At 35.9% G+C, this 17,526-nt stretch carries 10 protein-coding genes; 5 read left to right on the forward strand and 5 right to left on the reverse strand.

Features of this window, described 5'->3' with window-relative positions; all coding sequences use genetic code 11:
* Window positions 1-2 precede the first annotated feature (2 nt).
* The 4 genes from C1638_RS14345 to C1638_RS14360 all read right to left on the reverse strand — a co-directional run bounded on the left by C1638_RS14345 (window position 3) and on the right by C1638_RS14360 (window position 3,646).
* Window positions 3-617, reverse strand: a complete 615-nt coding sequence (locus tag C1638_RS14345; protein WP_109622053.1) for a hypothetical protein — start codon at window positions 615-617, stop codon at window positions 3-5.
* A gap of 104 nt (window positions 618-721) precedes the next feature.
* On the reverse strand, window positions 722-1,510 hold the full coding sequence (locus tag C1638_RS14350) for an AraC family transcriptional regulator (RefSeq protein ID WP_109622055.1): 789 nt from the start codon (window positions 1,508-1,510) through the stop codon (window positions 722-724).
* A 192-nt stretch (window positions 1,511-1,702) separates the two neighbouring features.
* A complete protein-coding gene (locus C1638_RS14355) occupies window positions 1,703-3,121 on the reverse strand; it encodes an amino acid permease (protein ID WP_109622057.1) in 1,419 nt (472 codons plus the stop codon).
* Between the two features lie 216 nt (window positions 3,122-3,337).
* On the reverse strand, window positions 3,338-3,646 hold the full coding sequence (locus tag C1638_RS14360; RefSeq protein WP_109622059.1) for a helix-turn-helix domain-containing protein: 309 nt from the start codon (window positions 3,644-3,646) through the stop codon (window positions 3,338-3,340).
* Window positions 3,647-3,831: 185 nt separating this feature from the next.
* Here C1638_RS14360 and ccoN point away from each other — a divergent pair, with 185 nt between their 5' ends.
* From ccoN to C1638_RS14385, 5 genes are all read left to right on the forward strand, one after another.
* Window positions 3,832-6,111: a cytochrome-c oxidase, cbb3-type subunit I gene (gene ccoN / locus C1638_RS14365; RefSeq protein WP_109622519.1), complete on the forward strand. Its 2,280-nt coding sequence runs from the start codon at window positions 3,832-3,834 to the stop codon at window positions 6,109-6,111.
* Window positions 6,112-6,129: 18 nt separating this feature from the next.
* The gene (locus tag C1638_RS14370) at window positions 6,130-7,017 is read left to right on the forward strand and encodes a cbb3-type cytochrome c oxidase N-terminal domain-containing protein (RefSeq protein ID WP_109622061.1); all 888 of its coding nucleotides are present in this window, start codon (window positions 6,130-6,132) and stop codon (window positions 7,015-7,017) included.
* Window positions 7,018-7,310: 293 nt separating this feature from the next.
* A complete protein-coding gene (locus C1638_RS14375; RefSeq protein WP_109622063.1) occupies window positions 7,311-12,341 on the forward strand; it encodes a translocation/assembly module TamB domain-containing protein in 5,031 nt (1,676 codons plus the stop codon).
* On the forward strand, window positions 12,341-14,668 hold the full coding sequence (gene tamL, locus C1638_RS14380) for a translocation and assembly module lipoprotein TamL (protein ID WP_109622065.1): 2,328 nt from the start codon (window positions 12,341-12,343) through the stop codon (window positions 14,666-14,668). Before C1638_RS14375 ends, tamL begins: the two co-directional genes overlap by 1 nt.
* 1 nt (window position 14,669) lies before the next feature.
* A complete protein-coding gene (locus C1638_RS14385; protein WP_109622067.1) occupies window positions 14,670-15,602 on the forward strand; it encodes a YihY/virulence factor BrkB family protein in 933 nt (310 codons plus the stop codon).
* An 84-nt stretch (window positions 15,603-15,686) separates the two neighbouring features.
* Here C1638_RS14385 and argS read toward each other — a convergent pair whose 3' ends face one another.
* A complete protein-coding gene (gene argS, locus C1638_RS14390; RefSeq protein ID WP_109622069.1) occupies window positions 15,687-17,447 on the reverse strand; it encodes an arginine--tRNA ligase in 1,761 nt (586 codons plus the stop codon).
* Between the last annotated feature and the right edge of the window lie 79 nt (window positions 17,448-17,526).

Below are 17,526 nucleotides of genomic sequence, written 5' to 3' on the forward strand. Positions count from 1 at the left end.
AATTAAAATTTTTTTCCTATAAATAATCCAAAGTTAATATCAGTATCAAAACTGCTTCCTGTCTGAGAAATATTACTACCTATCCCCCATTGCATTTTTTTCTTGTTTTCTAGTCCAATGCGAATAACCTGACTACTGGATTGATGTTCTTTAAAACTAAAATCAGACTCTACAATAAGCATACTGTAAAAGTTAAGCTTTTCATTAATCTTAGGAGTGTATTCCAGTAAGGTGTATAACCCCAATCCAAAATTCTTTGCATCTGTAGAATAGGTAAGAGCAGGAAAAACATTAATGTTAAAAACATCATTTTCTTTTCCATAAGCCAATCCCACCGACGGCATTACATCTTCTTTTGAAATATGAACCCCTGCTGAGACACCCCAGTTTTTTCCAACTCCATAATTGATATTCTGATAGATTTCCGGGTTTACTTTTTTTGCATCATAATCATAGGATATAGTTCCCGATGCAAAATAGTTCCATTTCTGATTAAAGTCTTTACTGTAGATTCCCAGCAATTCAGCTTCTTTATTTCCTGCATAAGCCTGAACAGAAATCTGAGACTTACCATAAAAAGGAAGCAGTAAGGCTAAGAGAAATACTTTTTTTTTCATTGTTCTTTGTCTTTTTATTTTTTACATTATAAATTCCCTTTGTGGTTATTTACTGATGCAAAATTAGATTCTAATAAAAACAATACTTGTCCTAAAAGGACATTCTATCCATATAACGGAAAATAAATATGAGTAACTTCTGACTCCTCATATTCTTCAATAACATCTGAATTATCAAGTAGCAAATCTTGGTCAGAAAGCCAATAACGATAAAACGAACGATAAGTTTCCAAAATATCCTCATAAGGTCCATAATGGGTAAACTTTACATATCTTCCACCAAAAATATCTCTTTTAAGAAATCCTTTTAATCCATCATCAGATGTTACCGCAGCACCATATCTGCAATGTGAGTAACTTGTTATTAAAGGCTGGTCGCGGATAATTCCGTAGGCTGCCTCAAATATTTCAGATTCCGGTTCTATTTCTTTCCACAGTTCATCAATTTCCTGATTATTATAATCTTTAGCCTTAATGAATTTACAGAAAACAGGTACTGCATCTTTATACTTAACCTCAAGTTTTAAATCTGTATGATTATTTTCTATAAATTTTTGAAATACTCCTTGTTTTTGCTTTCTTGCTTCTGCCGGAGAAATAGAATATTGCTTTTTAAATGCTTTTGAAAAAGACTGAATGTTGAAATATCCGACCTGCCATGCAATCTCAGAAATAGTATCTTCTGTATAGATCAATTTTTTATATGAATTCTCAAGACGCAACCGTTTTTGAAATCCGGAAATAGTTTCATTAAAAATTTTGAAAAAGACCCGTTGAAAATTACGGTAAGAGTAATGAGATATAGACTCTATTTCATGAGCTGTTATTTCCCTATCAAAGTTGGCTTCAATATGGCTGACTATCTTCTGGATATCGTTAAAGTTAGACTCCATTTTATCTATTATTAAAAACAATAACTCATAAGGAAGATTCTATTTTGAGACCAATCACAAGAATTCAAAGTAGAATTTCCTGAAATTTTAATATAATCTACTACCAATTTACGGAAAAATGACCATAAAAAAGGTGAAAATCATCTATTGACTTTCACCTTTTTAAAACATATAAATATGGTTTACTATTTTTTAACTGGGTTTATACAGCTTATACATTACAAATAGAAATCCTATCCAGACCGGAATCAGAATTACCTGAATTTCCATTCCTGTAATACTCATCAGCCCTAAAATAAGAACCAAAAAGGCAATACAGATATAATTGGATATGGGATAAAATATAGATGGAAATTTCGATTGAATTCCCGAACTGTTTATTGATTTTTTGAACTTTAAATGGGTATAACATATCATCAGCCAGTTGATGATTAATGTAGATACAACAAGAGCCATTAGGTATTCAAATGCTTTTTCCGGAACCAATTTATTAATGATAATACAGATTCCTGCAAAGCAAGACGAAATAAGAATGGCATTAATTGGAACTGAATTTTTATTTAATTTCTTCAAGAACTTTGGTGCATTTCCCTGTTGCGCTAATCCGAAAAGCATTCTACTATTACTGTACACACTACTGTTGTAAACAGATAAAGCAGCAGTTAGTACAATAACGTTAAGAACATTTGCAATTAGTGAATTAAATTGAATGACTTTACCAAAAAGGCTGAATTCTAATCCATTTAAGTTTTGAAAAACCATTACAAACGGGCTTGATCCCTCTGTAATTTCTCTCCAAGGACTCAATGAAAACAAGATTACCAAAGCTCCTACATAGAAAATCAAAATTCTATAAATTACCTGATTGGTTGCCTGTGGAATTGTTTTTTCAGGATTCTTCGCCTCAGCAGCTGTAATTCCGATCAACTCCAACCCTCCAAAAGAGAACATAATCATCGCCATTGCTGCAAACAACCCGGAATATCCGGATTCAGTTTTATTGAATAATCCTTTGGGAAAGAAGCCTCCATCATTCCATAGATTGGAAACACTTGCCTTATCACCTCCTGTTCCGCTGGCTAACAAGTAGATCCCGAAGATAATCATTGCGATAATAGCAACTACTTTAATAATGGAAAACCAGAATTCTGTTTCCCCATAAACCTTTACAGAAGCAAGGTTCAAAGCATTAATTACTACAAAAAAGAATAAACTGGAAACCCAGAGAGGAATCTCAGGCCACCAGAAATGAATATAATGGCCAATGGCTGTAAGTTCAGCCATACTTACGAGAATATAGAGAATCCAGTAGTTCCACCCTGATGCAAACCCGGGGAAATTTCCCCAATATTTATAGGCAAAGTGACTAAAACTCCCCGATACCGGTTCCTGAACAACCATTTCACCAAGCTGACGCATGATAAAAAAGGCAATAATTCCGGCTAAGGCATACCCTAGAATTACTGATGGACCAGCCAATACTGCTGCAGGCCCAATTCCCAGAAACAACCCTGTTCCTATGGCACCACCAAGGGCAATTAATTGGATATGTCGGTTTGTTAATCCTCTAACTAAAGTTTCATTTTGTTCTGTTTTCTTCTCGTTGTCCATAGAATGAATTATTCGGTCGCTAAATATATAAAAACTTTTAACAGAAATTCTCATTCCATGGGGTAAATTGACAAATCAGGTGAAGCAAAAAAACAAAAAATAATTATCCTGCCTATCCTATTCATAGGGGTAACCTGGAAAATAATTATAAAAAACAAGCCCCGACTCACTGGTCAGGGCTACTCTTTTAATATGTTATTCTATATTTTCAAATATTTACTTTTTATCCTCTAAATATTCTTTCGGAATAGAGATATTATTTTTTTTCATATACTCCAAAAGATTTTGATACTTGTCTTCATACCCGTCATCTGTACCGCACTTATGTGAGATACTACAAATATCGGAAGGCTTAATGTCTAAAATATCAGATATTTTAGTCAGTATCTCCAGATTGATTTTCACCTTAGAATTTTCAATATCTGAATAGGCCTTTTGGGAAATCCCCATTTCAAAAGCCATGTACTCCTGCGTAAGATCCCTGCTCCTACGAATTTTCCTGATATTTTGTCCACATACTTTCATCGTTTTTGTTTTAGTAGTTTTCGGTATAGTTTAGAAGTTTATCTATTAGCCTCCAACAAAGTTAATAAATACCTTTGGCAAAACATTATACACGTTACATGATATTTATTTTCGGTAGAGAAAAAGGCACAAAACAGGGTCTATTTTCAGAGAAAATATCACTTCGGTAAACACTATTGGAATTTATGGAGACGCAAAAATTTAATTATGACAATAATATTGTCAGAGCATTCCTCTATGCAACTATCGTATTCGGACTCGTCGGATTTCTGCTGGGACTTACTGCTGCATTGATGCTTTTTTATCCCGAATTACCTGAATTTTTATTCGGTACAGATGATACTACTATTAAAAGTTTAGCTTCGGGTAATATTCAGGGATTAATTAACACTCAGGGAGCCATGGGCTTCGGAAGAATCAGAATGCTTCACACGAGTGCCGTAATTTTTGCCTTTGTTTGTAACTCCTTTTTCTGTGGTGCTTATTATAGCATGCAAAGACTTCTTAAAACCAGAATGTACAGTGATGCACTTTCATGGATCCACTTCTGGTCTTGGCAGCTTATGATTGTTGCTGTGGTTATTACTTTCCTTATGGGAATCAATACTTCTAAGGAATATGCTGAACATGAGTGGCCGATTGATATATTAATTACATTCTCTTGGGTGATCTTCGGAATCAATATGTTCGGAACAATTGCCAAGAGAAGAGTAAGACATTTATATGTAGCGATATGGTTCTATCTGGCAACGTGGATTGCTGTGGCAATGCTTCACATCTTCAATAACCTGGAAGTTCCGTTATCTTTCACAAGCTGGAAATCTTATTCTGTATATGCAGGTGTAAAAGATGCATTAGTACAATGGTGGTATGGGCACAATGCGGTAGCATTTGTATTAACCACCCCTGTATTAGGTCTTATGTATTACTTTATGCCAAAAGCGGCACAACGACCGGTATTCTCATACAAATTATCCATTATTCACTTCTGGTCGTTGATCTTTGTATACCTTTGGGCCGGACCTCACCACCTGCAATATACAGCATTACCAGCATGGGCGCAGGCTGTGGGAACAGGATTCTCCATCATGCTTATTGCTCCATCTTGGGGAGGTATGCTAAATGGTCTTCTTACCTTAAGAGGAGCCTGGGATAAAGTAAGAGAAAATCCAATTCTTAAATTCTTTGTGGTAGCTATTACCTGTTATGGTATGGCCACTTTCGAAGGACCTCTATTGGCAACAAAATCTTTAAATAAAATTGGACACTATACAGACTGGGTTATCGGTCACGTACACTTAGGAGCTCTTGGATGGAATGGTTTCATGGCATTCGGGGTAGTATATTATTTGGTACCAATTATGTGGAGAACGCCACTTTGGTCTAAAAAATTAGCCAACTGGCACTTCTGGCTGGGAACATTAGGAATTATTTTCTACGCCGTTCCGATGTATATTTCAGGATTTACACAGGGATTGATGTGGAAACAGTTCAACCCGGACGGAACATTATTGTGGAAAAACTGGTTAGATACCGTGACTGCAATTATTCCATACTTTAAAATGAGATTCTTAGGAGGTATCCTTTATCTTTCCGGAGCAATCTTGATGGTCATTAATGTTATCAAAACGGTTAAAGCCGGTTCATTCCAGAAAAATGTTCCTGCAGAAGCCCCTGCATTAGCCAACATTGGTGGTACCAGAAAAGAAGGAGAAGGTGTTCACCTTTGGTTAGAAAGAACGCCAACCCTGCTTTCCATATTAGCTTTTATCACGATAGCAATAGGTGGACTTGTAGAAATCGTTCCAACCTTATCACTTAAGCAAAGTGTTCCTACCATTACCGCTGTAAAGCCCTATACTCCACTAGAATTGGAAGGAAGAGATTTATATATCCGTGAAGGATGTAACTCTTGTCACTCTCAGATGATCAGACCTTTCCGTGATGAAGTATTGAGATTTGAAGGAAAAAACGGACAGTATTCCAAAGCGGGAGAGTTTATCTATGACAGACCATTCCTTTGGGGATCTAAGAGAACCGGTCCGGATCTTCATAGAGAAGGAGGCAGAAACCCAGATTCATGGCACTTTAAGCACATGTATAACCCAAGAATTACTTCTGCAGGTTCCATTATGCCACGTTTCCCTTGGTTAATTACCAATAAACTGGACCGTACACAAATGGTAGATAAGATGAAGCTGATGAAAAACTCTTTTGATGTACCATACACGAAAGCTCAGATTGACTCTGCAAATCAATGGGCAGACAACCAGTCTAAAGCCATTGTACAGAGAATTTATTCAGAAGCTACTGATGTAAAAGATCAGATGGTCAAAGAAAAAGGAGCAAAAGGAGCTGCTTATGTACCACTTGAACAAAGAGAAATTGTTGCAATGATCGCTTACCTGCAAAGATTAGGTACAGACATTAAAACAACACAGATTCAAACAGCAAGTGTAAAGTAATCACTAAAAATTGATGTAATGAAAACGAGAACCCCTATTTCAATATATATCGCAACAACGATAGGCTTAACCATTATGGCCTTTGAAATGTTCGCCAGTGATTCAGGATATTTTTCCTCTCCATTTTTCTGGGCATTGATATTGATTGCCGTTATACTTCTTATGATTATGAACTCTATTGGAGACATGATTGAAAATGAAAGTTTCAGCAGGTTATCCGAGGAAGAGAAAAAACAGTATCTGGCAGAAAAAAGTGTTCCTTATTATCAAAAACTTTGGAACTCTGCATTCAAAAAACAGTCTGTTACTGAAGAAAAAGACATTCTTATTGATCATGGTTTTGATGGAATCACAGAGCTTGATAACTCACTTCCAAAATGGTGGATTGGTTTGTTCTGGTTCGGATGTATCTTCTGTGTAGTGTATTTGATGGCCTTTTCTTTCACAGATTATGCTCACCCTGAAGCTGAATACACTAAGGAAACGAAAACCATGCTGGCTTCCATCGCAGAATATGAAAAAACAGCTCCTCAAATTAATTTGGAAACTGCTAAATACAGCGCAGACAATATTACAGAGGGTCAGGAACTTTTCAAAACCAACTGTGTAACCTGCCACGGAGATGCCGGAAAAGGAGGTATTGGTCCCAATCTTACCGATACTCATTGGATCAATATCAAAGAAAAAAGTTTATTTAAAAATGTTTTCTGGATGCTTGAAAATGGTTCTCCAAATAATCCTACTATGAGACCTTTCATTAAGGATGGAACCATTACAGGAAGAGATGCTGAGAAAATTGCAGCCTATATTTATCACATCAATCAGGAAACTGCTCCTATTACACCAGCCCAAGGTGGCGCTACTCCACAAGGAGAAGTGGCAAAATGGGAAAACGGAAACAACTAAAATTTATTATCTTCTCATATAAACCATGCCAAGCCCCCTTTAGAACAACACTAACATTTGAATTTTCATTTTTGCTAACTAACCTTTTCAACATTACAAAATGATATAAAGGGGGCTTTTTAAAAAACAAAATCCGCACCTTGGCTCGTCTTACTCAACTATTCACTTGACAACTACTACACTAAAAATTCCATAATAAGACAGCCAAGGCAGGATTTTTGCATTCGCAAAGGGTACCACAACAAAGACCAAATCAAATAGTATTACTATCTTTGTTAGAAACCACATCTCTTTTGAAACTAAAAATCAACACTACAAAACTTTTAAGGCGCACTGCCATCACCATTATTTCAATATTGGTTTTTCTTACCCTGTTGATACTAAGCCTAAGACTTCCTGCTGTTCAAAATTTCATCAAAGACAAACTTATTGTTTACCTTGAGAAAAAAATAAAGACCAAGGTAAGCCTTGAAAAAGTCTACATCGGATTTCCCAACAGTCTTGTGATGGAAAACCTTTACCTGAAAGGACAGGATGTAGATACTCTTTTGGCTGTAAAAAAACTGGATGTAGGTTTACACATGCTAAAGCTCATCAACTCTACGGCAGATATTACCTCTATAGAAATGGAGGGAACACGCGCCAATGTTGTAAGAAAACCGGATGGCAAATTCAATTTTGATTATATCATTGATGCCTTTGCTACCAGTGACAAGGAAGAAAGTTCTTCCAAGCCATTCATTATTTCTCTTGATAAAATTAAATTAAAGGACATAGGTGTTACATTCAACGATCAGCAGTCAAAGAATGATATTAAGCTCTATTTTAAATCTTTTGATACAAGAGTCAAAACCTTTGATCTCAGCAAAAATAAATATGCTGTCAACGATATTAACCTTGACGGATTAAAATTAAAGCTAAAACAAGGAATTTTAGAAGAGGTTTCTAAAAAGGTTGAGAAGAAAGTAGATTCACTCAACGAGAAGAAGCCTATGAGTATTGGACTGAGAGGCATCAAGCTTACTCATTTTGATATTGATTATGGTGATGAAAATACAAAAACTTTTGCCAAGGTTATATTTAAAGAATTAAGTACAAAGGTTAATAAACTTGATCTTGAAAACAATTCCTATAATGTTGCCAATGTATTCCTTTCCGGAGCAGACATTAATGCCAACCTTTATCTTCCTGCACAAAACGCTAATCCGAAAAATTCAAAAGAACCAGAACCATCAAAAGTTTCTGATCAGGGTAAAGCCATGAATCTTCTACTAGGAAAACTGGTTCTGAATGATGTAAAGGCAACCTACAACAATACAGCCGTTGCTCCGACCAAGCAGGGAATGGACTTCAATCACCTGAATTTTGCTAAAATGAATGTGGAAGTAAGAAGCTTCAAAATGGAGAATAATACTTTTGCAGGAACAGTTAATTCTGCGGAAATTAGAGAAGCAAGAGGTTTGGATATTCAAAAATTCAATACGGATTTTGTATATGCGGAAAAAGAAGCTTATCTCAAGGATCTTTATCTGCAAACTCCGAAAACAGTCCTGCGTGATGAGGTTATTTTAAACTATAACTCAATAGATCAACTTACTTCAAATCTTGGTGCTGTAAAGATTTCAGCCAATATCAAGGATTCTAAAATTGGTTTTTCAGATATTTTAAATTTGGTTCCTACTTTAAGAAATACAGTTCCATTCAATAAATATCCGAATGCGATACTCAATGTAAATGCCAATGTAAAAGGAAGTGTAAATGATCTTTTAATTCAGGATCTTAAAGTTTCAGGATTGGATCAATTGAGGGTGGCTGCATCAGGAAGAATCAAAAATGCCATGAATCCTGATCAGTTGTATTATGATGTAAGAATTGGAGAGTTTTCTTCCAATGCCAAAACTATTTTCAATCTTGTTCCAAAAAATACAATCCCATCCAATATTGCTCTTCCATCCAATTTCAGTATAAAAGGAAATGCAAAGGGAACCACTAAAATGGTTACTACTGACCTCAACCTCTACTCTACCCTTGGAAATGCCGCAATCATTGCCAATGTTGATATGCGTAGAAAAAATCATGAACTGTATGATATAAAAGCTAATCTTCAGGGAGTTCAGGTTGGAAAAATTATTCAGAATAAAGATATAGGACCTGTTACTGCTCAAATTGCAGCAAAAGGAGAAAGCTTTGATTTTAAAAATGCCAATGCAGATTTAAAAGGACATGTTGCCTCTGCAGTGTATAAAGGCTATCGTTATCAAAATATGAACTTAACAGGTAAGATCAATAAAGGTGCTTATCATGTTATTTTAAATTCAAAAGATCCGAATGCAGACTTACAATTAACTGCCTCCGGAATTTATGATGAAAAAAATCCTACCGTAAAAATAAATGGTGAAGTCATCAAACTGGATGTGAATAAACTTGGCTTCTATGAAAAACCAATGATTCTGGCGGGAAAAATTGATGGAGACTTTACAAGCCTTGATCCTAATAATCTGAATGGTTATTTAAACCTTAAGGACTTTGCATTTTCTGACACCAAGGAGGTTTACCCTGTACAGGAAGTTTATCTGAAAGCATCTTCAACGGCTGACTCTACACATATTCTTTTCAATTCTCAGATTGCAGATGTTGAGCTGAAAGGAAAATATAAACTTACACAGATCTTTGGTTCTTTAACCCAAACGATTAATCAATACTATCAGTTCCAGAAACCGGATAAAACACAGAAAATAGATCCGGGACAGCATTTCACATTGAATGCAAAGGTGAAAAATGATGATTTGATTAGAAAATTCGTTCCGGATCTGAAAAGTTTTGAAACAATTAATCTAACCGGAAATTATGATGCCGATTCTCAAAAAATTGAAATCGACGGACAAATTCCACAGTTATTATATGGTGAAAATACTATTGAAAAAGGTGTTTTAAAAGTAACCAATGAAAATCAGGCTTTACAGTACAGTCTTAACGTTGCTGCTTTAAAAAGTTCAAGCTTTTCCATAAACAAGATTGATATCAATGGAGATGTTGCAGATAATACGATCAACTATAATGTCACAACAAAGGATGATAAGGACGCTACCCGCTTCCTCATTGCAGGAAGTGCAAAATCCATGAATGACATTACAGAGGTTTCCCTGAATCCTAATGGTTTAAAACTAAACTATACGGATTGGAATATTGCAGAAAACAATAAAATTCAAATCAGTAGCAAAGGAATACTGGCAGATAACTTCACACTAACGAATGGGGCCAGCCAAATCTCTATACAATCAGAAAGCGACCGCCCAAGTAGCCCTTTAAACATAGCATTGAAGGACTTTAAAATTGAAACTATCACAGAACTGATTAAAAAAGATACGATTCTGGCAAGGGGAACCATCAACGGAACGGCTCAGCTTAGAGATGTAACAAAGGATATGACTTTCACCTCAGACTTGAATATTTCTGATCTGATTGTCTATGGAAGTGCTATTGGAAATCTGGCCATTAAAGTGAACAATTCTTCACCGAAACTTTTAAATGCTGACATTACCCTTTCCGGAAACAATAATGATGTGAGAATTCTGGGCGACTATAATACTTCTTCAAGCACTTTTGACCTGAACATGGCCATCAACCAGCTTCAAATGAAAAGTATTCAAGGTTTTTCAATGAATGCTCTTACCAATACGGAAGGGTATCTTTCAGGAAATTTAAAAATTACAGGAACCACTGATAAACCCAATGTTTTAGGAAAAGTAAAGTTCAATGATGCTGGGCTGGAAATTGCCAAAACAGGAAGTGATTTCAGAAAGCTGAATGATGAAATAGATTTTACCAGCCGTGGAATTGAATTCAATAAATTTAAAATTAACGATAAAGACGGAAATGCTTTGGTTGTAGACGGGCAGGTGCTTACACAAACCTACAGGGATTTCGCGTTTAATCTTAATGTAAATGCCAAGGATTTCAAGGTTGTCAACTCTCAAAAATCAAATGACGCTATGATGTACGGTGTTCTTGCCATTGATGCAGGACTTCGTATCCGTGGAAATCTGGATTTACCAAAGGTAGACGGAAAATTAAGTATTGCTGACAATACAGACTTCACATTTGTTCTTCCACAGTCTACTCCATCTTTACAAGAGAGAGATGGTATTGTAGAATTTGTAGATCAGGATCAGGTCGTTTTAAATAAAACAGTGAAAGCGGATTCCCTTAATGCCCAAAGCCGTATTAAAGGAATGGATGTAAGCGTCAATATTGAGGTAAGCAAGGAAGCAAAACTTTCCATTGTTATCGACAAGGCGAATGGCGATTTTGTACAGTTACAAGGAGAGGCAGAACTTACAGGAGGAATTGATCCTTCAGGAAAAACCACATTGGTAGGAGTATACCAAGTAGAGAAAGGAAGTTATGATCTTTCTGTAAGCTTCCTGAAACGTAAATTTGATATTCAGAAAGGAAGTACCATCACCTGGACAGGTGAACCTACGATGGCTATCATGGACATTACGGCTGTTTATAAAACGGAAGCAGCCCCTATTGATCTTGTAGAACAGCAGATAGGTACTGAAGGCGGAGCATCCCTGATGAATCAGTTTAAGCAGAGAATACCATTCAATGCTTTATTGAAAATGAAAGGAGAGCTCTTGAAACCTCAACTTAGCTTTGACGTTACCACAGACGAAAAAAATAATTCTGTATCTACAAATGTAAAGGATGTTGTTGATCAAAAATTGGCCCAGCTCAGAACACAGGAGTCTGAATTGAATAAACAGGTATTTGCATTACTGCTTCTGAATCGCTTTATCGGAGAAAACCCGTTTGAAAGTGGTGCCGGAATGTCTGCAGAAACCATGGCAAGACAAAGTGTGAGTAAAATTTTATCTCAACAGCTTAATAATCTTGCTTCCGGTTTAATAAAAGGGGTAGACCTTAACTTTGGTCTGGATTCTTCGGAGGATTATTCTACGGGACAAAAAAATACAAGAACCGACCTTAATGTAGATATCAGTAAAAAACTATTAAATGACCGATTGAAAGTAACGGTAGGAAGTAACTTCGGACTGGAAGGCCAAGCCCGCCAGAATGAAAACATGACCAATATTGCAGGTAACGTTTCTGTAGATTACAGTCTTTCCAAAGATGGAAGATATATGCTGCGTGCTTACCGTAAGGATGAATATCAGGTAGCTCTTCAGGGGCAGATCATAGAAACCGGAGTTGGATTTATCATTACGTTAGATTATGACAAATTCCGGGAAATCTTCCAAAAAACAAGAGAAAAGAAGCCTAAAAAGAATCAAAACAATCAAGTGGTAGAATTTAAATAATGAGTAACACATTTCATACATATTGTAAATATCTGTTAGTTTCCGGGCTGGCATCGTCTGTGGTCTCCTGCAGCAACACAAGGTTTTTGAAAGAAAATCAGATGCTCTACACCGGGGCAACCGTAAAGATTGAAAACGATACCATTTCAAAAAAAGAAAAAAAAGAACTTCAGTCTGCACTGGAAGCAAATCTTACCCCAAAACCCAATTCTACTTTCTTAGGAATGCGTCCTAAACTCTATTTCTATAATATTGCCAAGGAACCTAAAAAAGATAAAGGGTTTAATTATTGGCTTAAATATAAAATGGGTGAGAAACCTGTATTATTAGGAGATGTAGACCGTGAGTTCAACAAGGATATTATTGAGAATTATTCTGAAAACAAGGGATATTTTAATGCAAAAGCAACCTATGATACAGTTTCCAAGAACAAAAAAGCACAGGTTATCTATACGGTAAGACCTGGTGCTAGATATCTTGTTGACGGAGTAAAGTTTCAGAAAGATTCTACCCTCATTAATCAGGAAATTCAGAATTTAGCCAATAAAACTATTCTTAAAAATGGAAGACCATTTGATCTTGATGTGATTAAAGCAGAAAGAGAAAGAATTGATAATAGCTTAAAGGAAAGAGGGTTTTATTATTTTCACCCCGATAATATCATTGTGCAAGCAGACAGCACTGTGAACAAAAATCACAAAGTAGAGCTGAATGTAAAGCTTAAAGAAAATACTCCCAATTTAGCAACCCAACAGTTTAGTATTGATAAGGTTGTTGTATTTCCCAACTATAATATTCAGGATGTAAAAGATGGGAAGTACTCTATTCCTATGGACAAGGATTCCCTTGGTAAATATGCATTTGATGATATTTATGTCATTGATCCGCAGCATAAGTTCAAACCAAAGATCTTTGACAGGGCTTTATACTTTAAGAAAGGGGATCTTTACAACCGATCAAACCATAACCTTACCCTGAATCGATTGATCAGTCTGGGAGTATTTAAGTTTGTAAAAAATGAATTTGTAACATCTGATTCTTTGAGTCATAAATTTGATGCTTATTATTTATTAACCCCAAGGCAAATCCAGTCATTACGTCTGGAAGCATTAGGAAGAACAAACTCGGCAAGCTACGCAGGTAGTGAACTTAACCTAAACTGGACTCACCGAAATTTCTTTCGTGGTGCAGAACAATTTAAAGCGTCCATATACGGAGCTTTTGATTTCCAGATGGGAGGTGCTCAGGATGCCAATAATATTTTCCGGGCGGGAACGAATGTACAGCTTTCCATCCCGAGAATTGTTGCACCATTCCGTTTTCATTCTTCCAGCGAATTTGTTCCTAGAACAAATATCACTTTGGGATATGAATTCCAAAACAGAACAAAATACTATACCCTTAATAATTTTACAGGTTCATTTGGATATTTATGGAAAGAAAATGCCAGAAAAGAACATGAGCTGAAAGTAATTGACATTACATTGGTTTCTCCAGCAAAGGTTACAGCAGCATATGAAACGATGTCCGAAGGCAACCCTGCAATGAAGCGAATTGTAGAAAGGCAACTTATTTTTGGGCCTACCTACTCTTATACGTATACCAATACTATGCAGCCAAAGACCAATACCATTTATTATAAAGGGACACTTGATCTGGCAGGAAATATCACAGGATTGGCTACAGGAGCCGATGTAAAAAAAGATAAGGAAAGAAAGATTTTTGGAATCCCTTTCAGTCAGTATGTAAAGATTGAAAACGATTTCAGGTTCTATCATAAGTTTACAGAGAAATCTTCATTGGCCACAAGATTCATTGGAGGAATTGCTTATCCTTATGGGAATTCAGAATTTGTTCCTTTTTCGAAACAGTTTTTCTCAGGGGGAAGTAATAGCATTAGGGCGTTCAGAGCAAGAACGCTGGGTCCCGGAAGTTTTGATCCAAGAACAATAGATCCAGGAACTTATTTTGACCAGTCCGGAGATATTAAACTGGAATTAAATGCAGAGTACCGAGCTAACCTTTATAAGTTTTTAAATGCCGCAGTCTTTGTAGATGCCGGAAATATCTGGTTGCTTAATGATGATAAAAATAGACCCGGAGCAAAATTTACGAAAGACTTTTTGAACGAAATTGCCGTAGGTGCCGGAGTTGGCCTAAGACTTGATTTTTCTATTCTAATTTTAAGATTAGACTTAGCAATGCCTTTGAGAGTACCTTACTATGAAAAAGGAAACAGATGGGCTTTCGATAAAATTAATTTCGGAGATTCAAACTGGAGAAAAGATAATCTTGTTTTCAATATTGCCATCGGATATCCTTTTTAATATGATCAATAACATTAAATTTTTCTGGGAAGTCCTCAAGGACACCTTTACAGAATGGAACAGCTCTTCCGCGTCAAAAGATTCGGCAAGTCTGGCTTATTATGCTATATTTTCCATCCCGGGATTATTAATCATTATCATATGGGTTCTTGGAAATTTCTTTGGTGAGGAGGCTATTCGAGGCCAAATCAGTACTCAGATTAGTGGTATTATGGGACCTGATGTAGCCAAAAGTATTGAAGGAATGCTTGCCGGTGCCCTGATCGACAAACAAAATATTTTTATGAAAGCTGTTGGAGTTGGAGCCTTAGTTTTTGGTTCTACTACTCTATTCTTTCAACTTCAACATACTTTGAATTCCCTTTGGGATGTAGAGTCTGCTCCTAAAAAAGCCTTAATTAAATTTTTACTGGATAGAGCCAATTCGCTTGGTATGATCCTTATTCTTGGTTTTCTACTGATGATTACCATGATCTTATCTTCACTCATCAGCCTTTTTAACACAATCATTACCCAATACTTTGGATTTGAAACCTATCTGCTTGTTGAGGTTGTCAATTTTTCCATTGGATTTGGTCTTGTAATGCTGTTATTTGCCTTAATGTTTAAAGTTCTTCCGGATATTCAGATCACCTGGAAATCTGTTTGGAGAGGAGCCTTTCTAACCACAGCCTTATTCACCTTAGGTAAGTTTTTATTGAGTCTTTATTTCAGTCAGGTAAAACCGACTTCAGCTTTTGGAGCTGCCGGAACAGTGATTCTGATCATGATGTGGATTAATTATTCATGTATGTTGATTTTTTTCGGAGCCAAATTCACCAAAGTGTATACCTACAAGAAAGGCTATAAGGTCACTCTTTCGAAACACGCCCGATGGAGCGCTGCCAAATTGTATGCAGATAGCCTGAAGCAGACGCAAAGTGAGAATAATTAATGATGAAAGAGTTAAAATTTTAAGATTATTAACACATCTTATATTAATAAAAAAAGCCTCCTGAAAATTCAAGAGGCTTTTTTATTACATTCTGTTTACTGTTCCGATTCCCAGTAGTTCCAACGATTTTTTGATCGTTTTCGCTGTAAGGTCAGATACATTCAAACGGAATTGCTTTATGTTTTCATCATCCTGATTCAGAATTGGATTATTCTGATAGAATGAATTATATGATTTTACAAGGTCATATACATAGTTTGCTACTAAAGCAGGGCTTAATGTTTCTGCTGATTTTGCTACTATCGTTTTAAAATTAGCTAACTGCATAATCAATTCTTTTTCAAACTGATTTAAAGTTACATCTGCTGTTTCTTTATATGCAAATTCAGCCTTAGATAATAATGACTGGATACGAGCAAAAGTGTATTGAATAAATGGTCCTGTATTTCCATTAAAGTCAATACTTTCTGCAGGGTTGAAAAGCATCTTTTTCTTCGGATCAACTTTTAGCATGAAGTATTTCAATGCACCAAGCCCTACCGTTTCATAGGATACTTCTTTATCTTCATCAGAAAGAGTTTCCAGCTTTCCTAGTTCCTGAGCTTTAGATTTTGCAGTCTCATACATTTCCTGCATCAGGTCATCAGCATCTACTACAGTACCTTCACGGGATTTCATTTTTCCTTCAGGAAGCTCTACCATTCCATAAGAAAGGTGATACAATTGATCTGCCCACTCATATCCTAATTTTTTCAGGATCTTAAACAATACCTGGAAGTGATAATCCTGCTCATTTCCTACAGTATAAATCAATTTTTGGATATTATTTTGTTTAAAACGTTCTACGGCAGTTCCTAAATCCTGTGTCATATAAACAGAAGTTCCGTCAGAACGTAATAAGAGTTTTTGATCAAGTCCCTCGTCAGTTAGATCACACCAAACGGAACCGTCTTCTTTCTGATATAGAACCCCGTTTTCTAAACCTGTCTGGATAAGATCTTTTCCTAAAATATAAGTATTACTTTCATATTGAACCTGATCGAAATCAACACCTAATCTTTTATATGTTTCATTAAAACCTTTATAAACCCAAGAGTTCATTTCTGCCCAAAGATTTCTTACTGTTTCATCTCCATTCTCCCAATCTAAAAGCATTTTTTGAGCCTCCTTAATCATTGGAGCATCTTTTTTAGCCTGTTCCTCAGTAATCCCTTTGCTTACAAGATCTGCAATTTCTATCTTGTAGTTTTTATCAAATTCTACATAGTAGTTTCCTACAAACTTATCTCCTTTTGTATTTGTAGTTTCAGGAGTTTCTCCCTTTCCGAATTTCTCCCAAGCTAACATTGACTTACAGATATGAATCCCTCTGTCATTGATAATCTGTGTTTTGATCACATCATATCCGGCTTCTTTTAAAATCTGTGCTACAGAGAATCCCAACAGGTTATTTCTAATATGTCCTAAGTGAAGCGGCTTATTGGTATTGGGTGAAGAATATTCCACCATTACAGTAGCATTTTTCTTTTCTATTGTTGAGAAACCACTGTGTACAGATCTGAAATTATCTACAAATAATTGATTTTTCACTTTAACATTAAGGAAGCCTTTTACCACGTTGAAGCTTTCGAAAATATCCGTCTGCTCTGTCAAAGCCTCTCCTAATTCAACCCCAATGCTTTCAGGGTTTTTCTTTAATTGTTTAACCAACGGGAAAGTAACAATGGTAAAGTCACCCTCAAACTCGGTTTTATTTTCCTGAATTTCCAGCTTGATGTCTTTTAATTGGTATACATTTAAAATAACCTCTGAAAGCTTTTGTTCTATAATATCTTTAATATTCATGTCTCTAAGTTCTCTTTTTAGTGGTCAAGATGATATACCTTTATAGAGGTGTTTCATCTTCAATTTTGAAGTACAAATA

It is taken from the genome of Chryseobacterium oncorhynchi, assembly GCF_002899895.1.
Classification (GTDB): domain Bacteria; phylum Bacteroidota; class Bacteroidia; order Flavobacteriales; family Weeksellaceae; genus Chryseobacterium; species Chryseobacterium oncorhynchi.

Coding starts and splice junctions, on each gene's coding strand:
- C1638_RS14355 (WP_109622057.1), bottom strand. CDS start 3,121: ATGGACAACGAGAAGAAAACAGAACAAAATGAAACTTTAGTTAGAGGA.
- C1638_RS14345 (WP_109622053.1), bottom strand. CDS start 617: ATGAAAAAAAAAGTATTTCTCTTAGCCTTACTGCTTCCTTTTTATGGT.
- C1638_RS14360 (WP_109622059.1), bottom strand. CDS start 3,646: ATGAAAGTATGTGGACAAAATATCAGGAAAATTCGTAGGAGCAGGGAT.
- ccoN (WP_109622519.1), top strand. CDS start 3,832: ATGGAGACGCAAAAATTTAATTATGACAATAATATTGTCAGAGCATTC.
- C1638_RS14350 (WP_109622055.1), bottom strand. CDS start 1,510: ATGGAGTCTAACTTTAACGATATCCAGAAGATAGTCAGCCATATTGAA.
- tamL (WP_109622065.1), top strand. CDS start 12,341: ATGAGTAACACATTTCATACATATTGTAAATATCTGTTAGTTTCCGGG.
- C1638_RS14385 (WP_109622067.1), top strand. CDS start 14,670: ATGATCAATAACATTAAATTTTTCTGGGAAGTCCTCAAGGACACCTTT.
- argS (WP_109622069.1), bottom strand. CDS start 17,447: ATGAATATTAAAGATATTATAGAACAAAAGCTTTCAGAGGTTATTTTA.
- C1638_RS14370 (WP_109622061.1), top strand. CDS start 6,130: ATGAAAACGAGAACCCCTATTTCAATATATATCGCAACAACGATAGGC.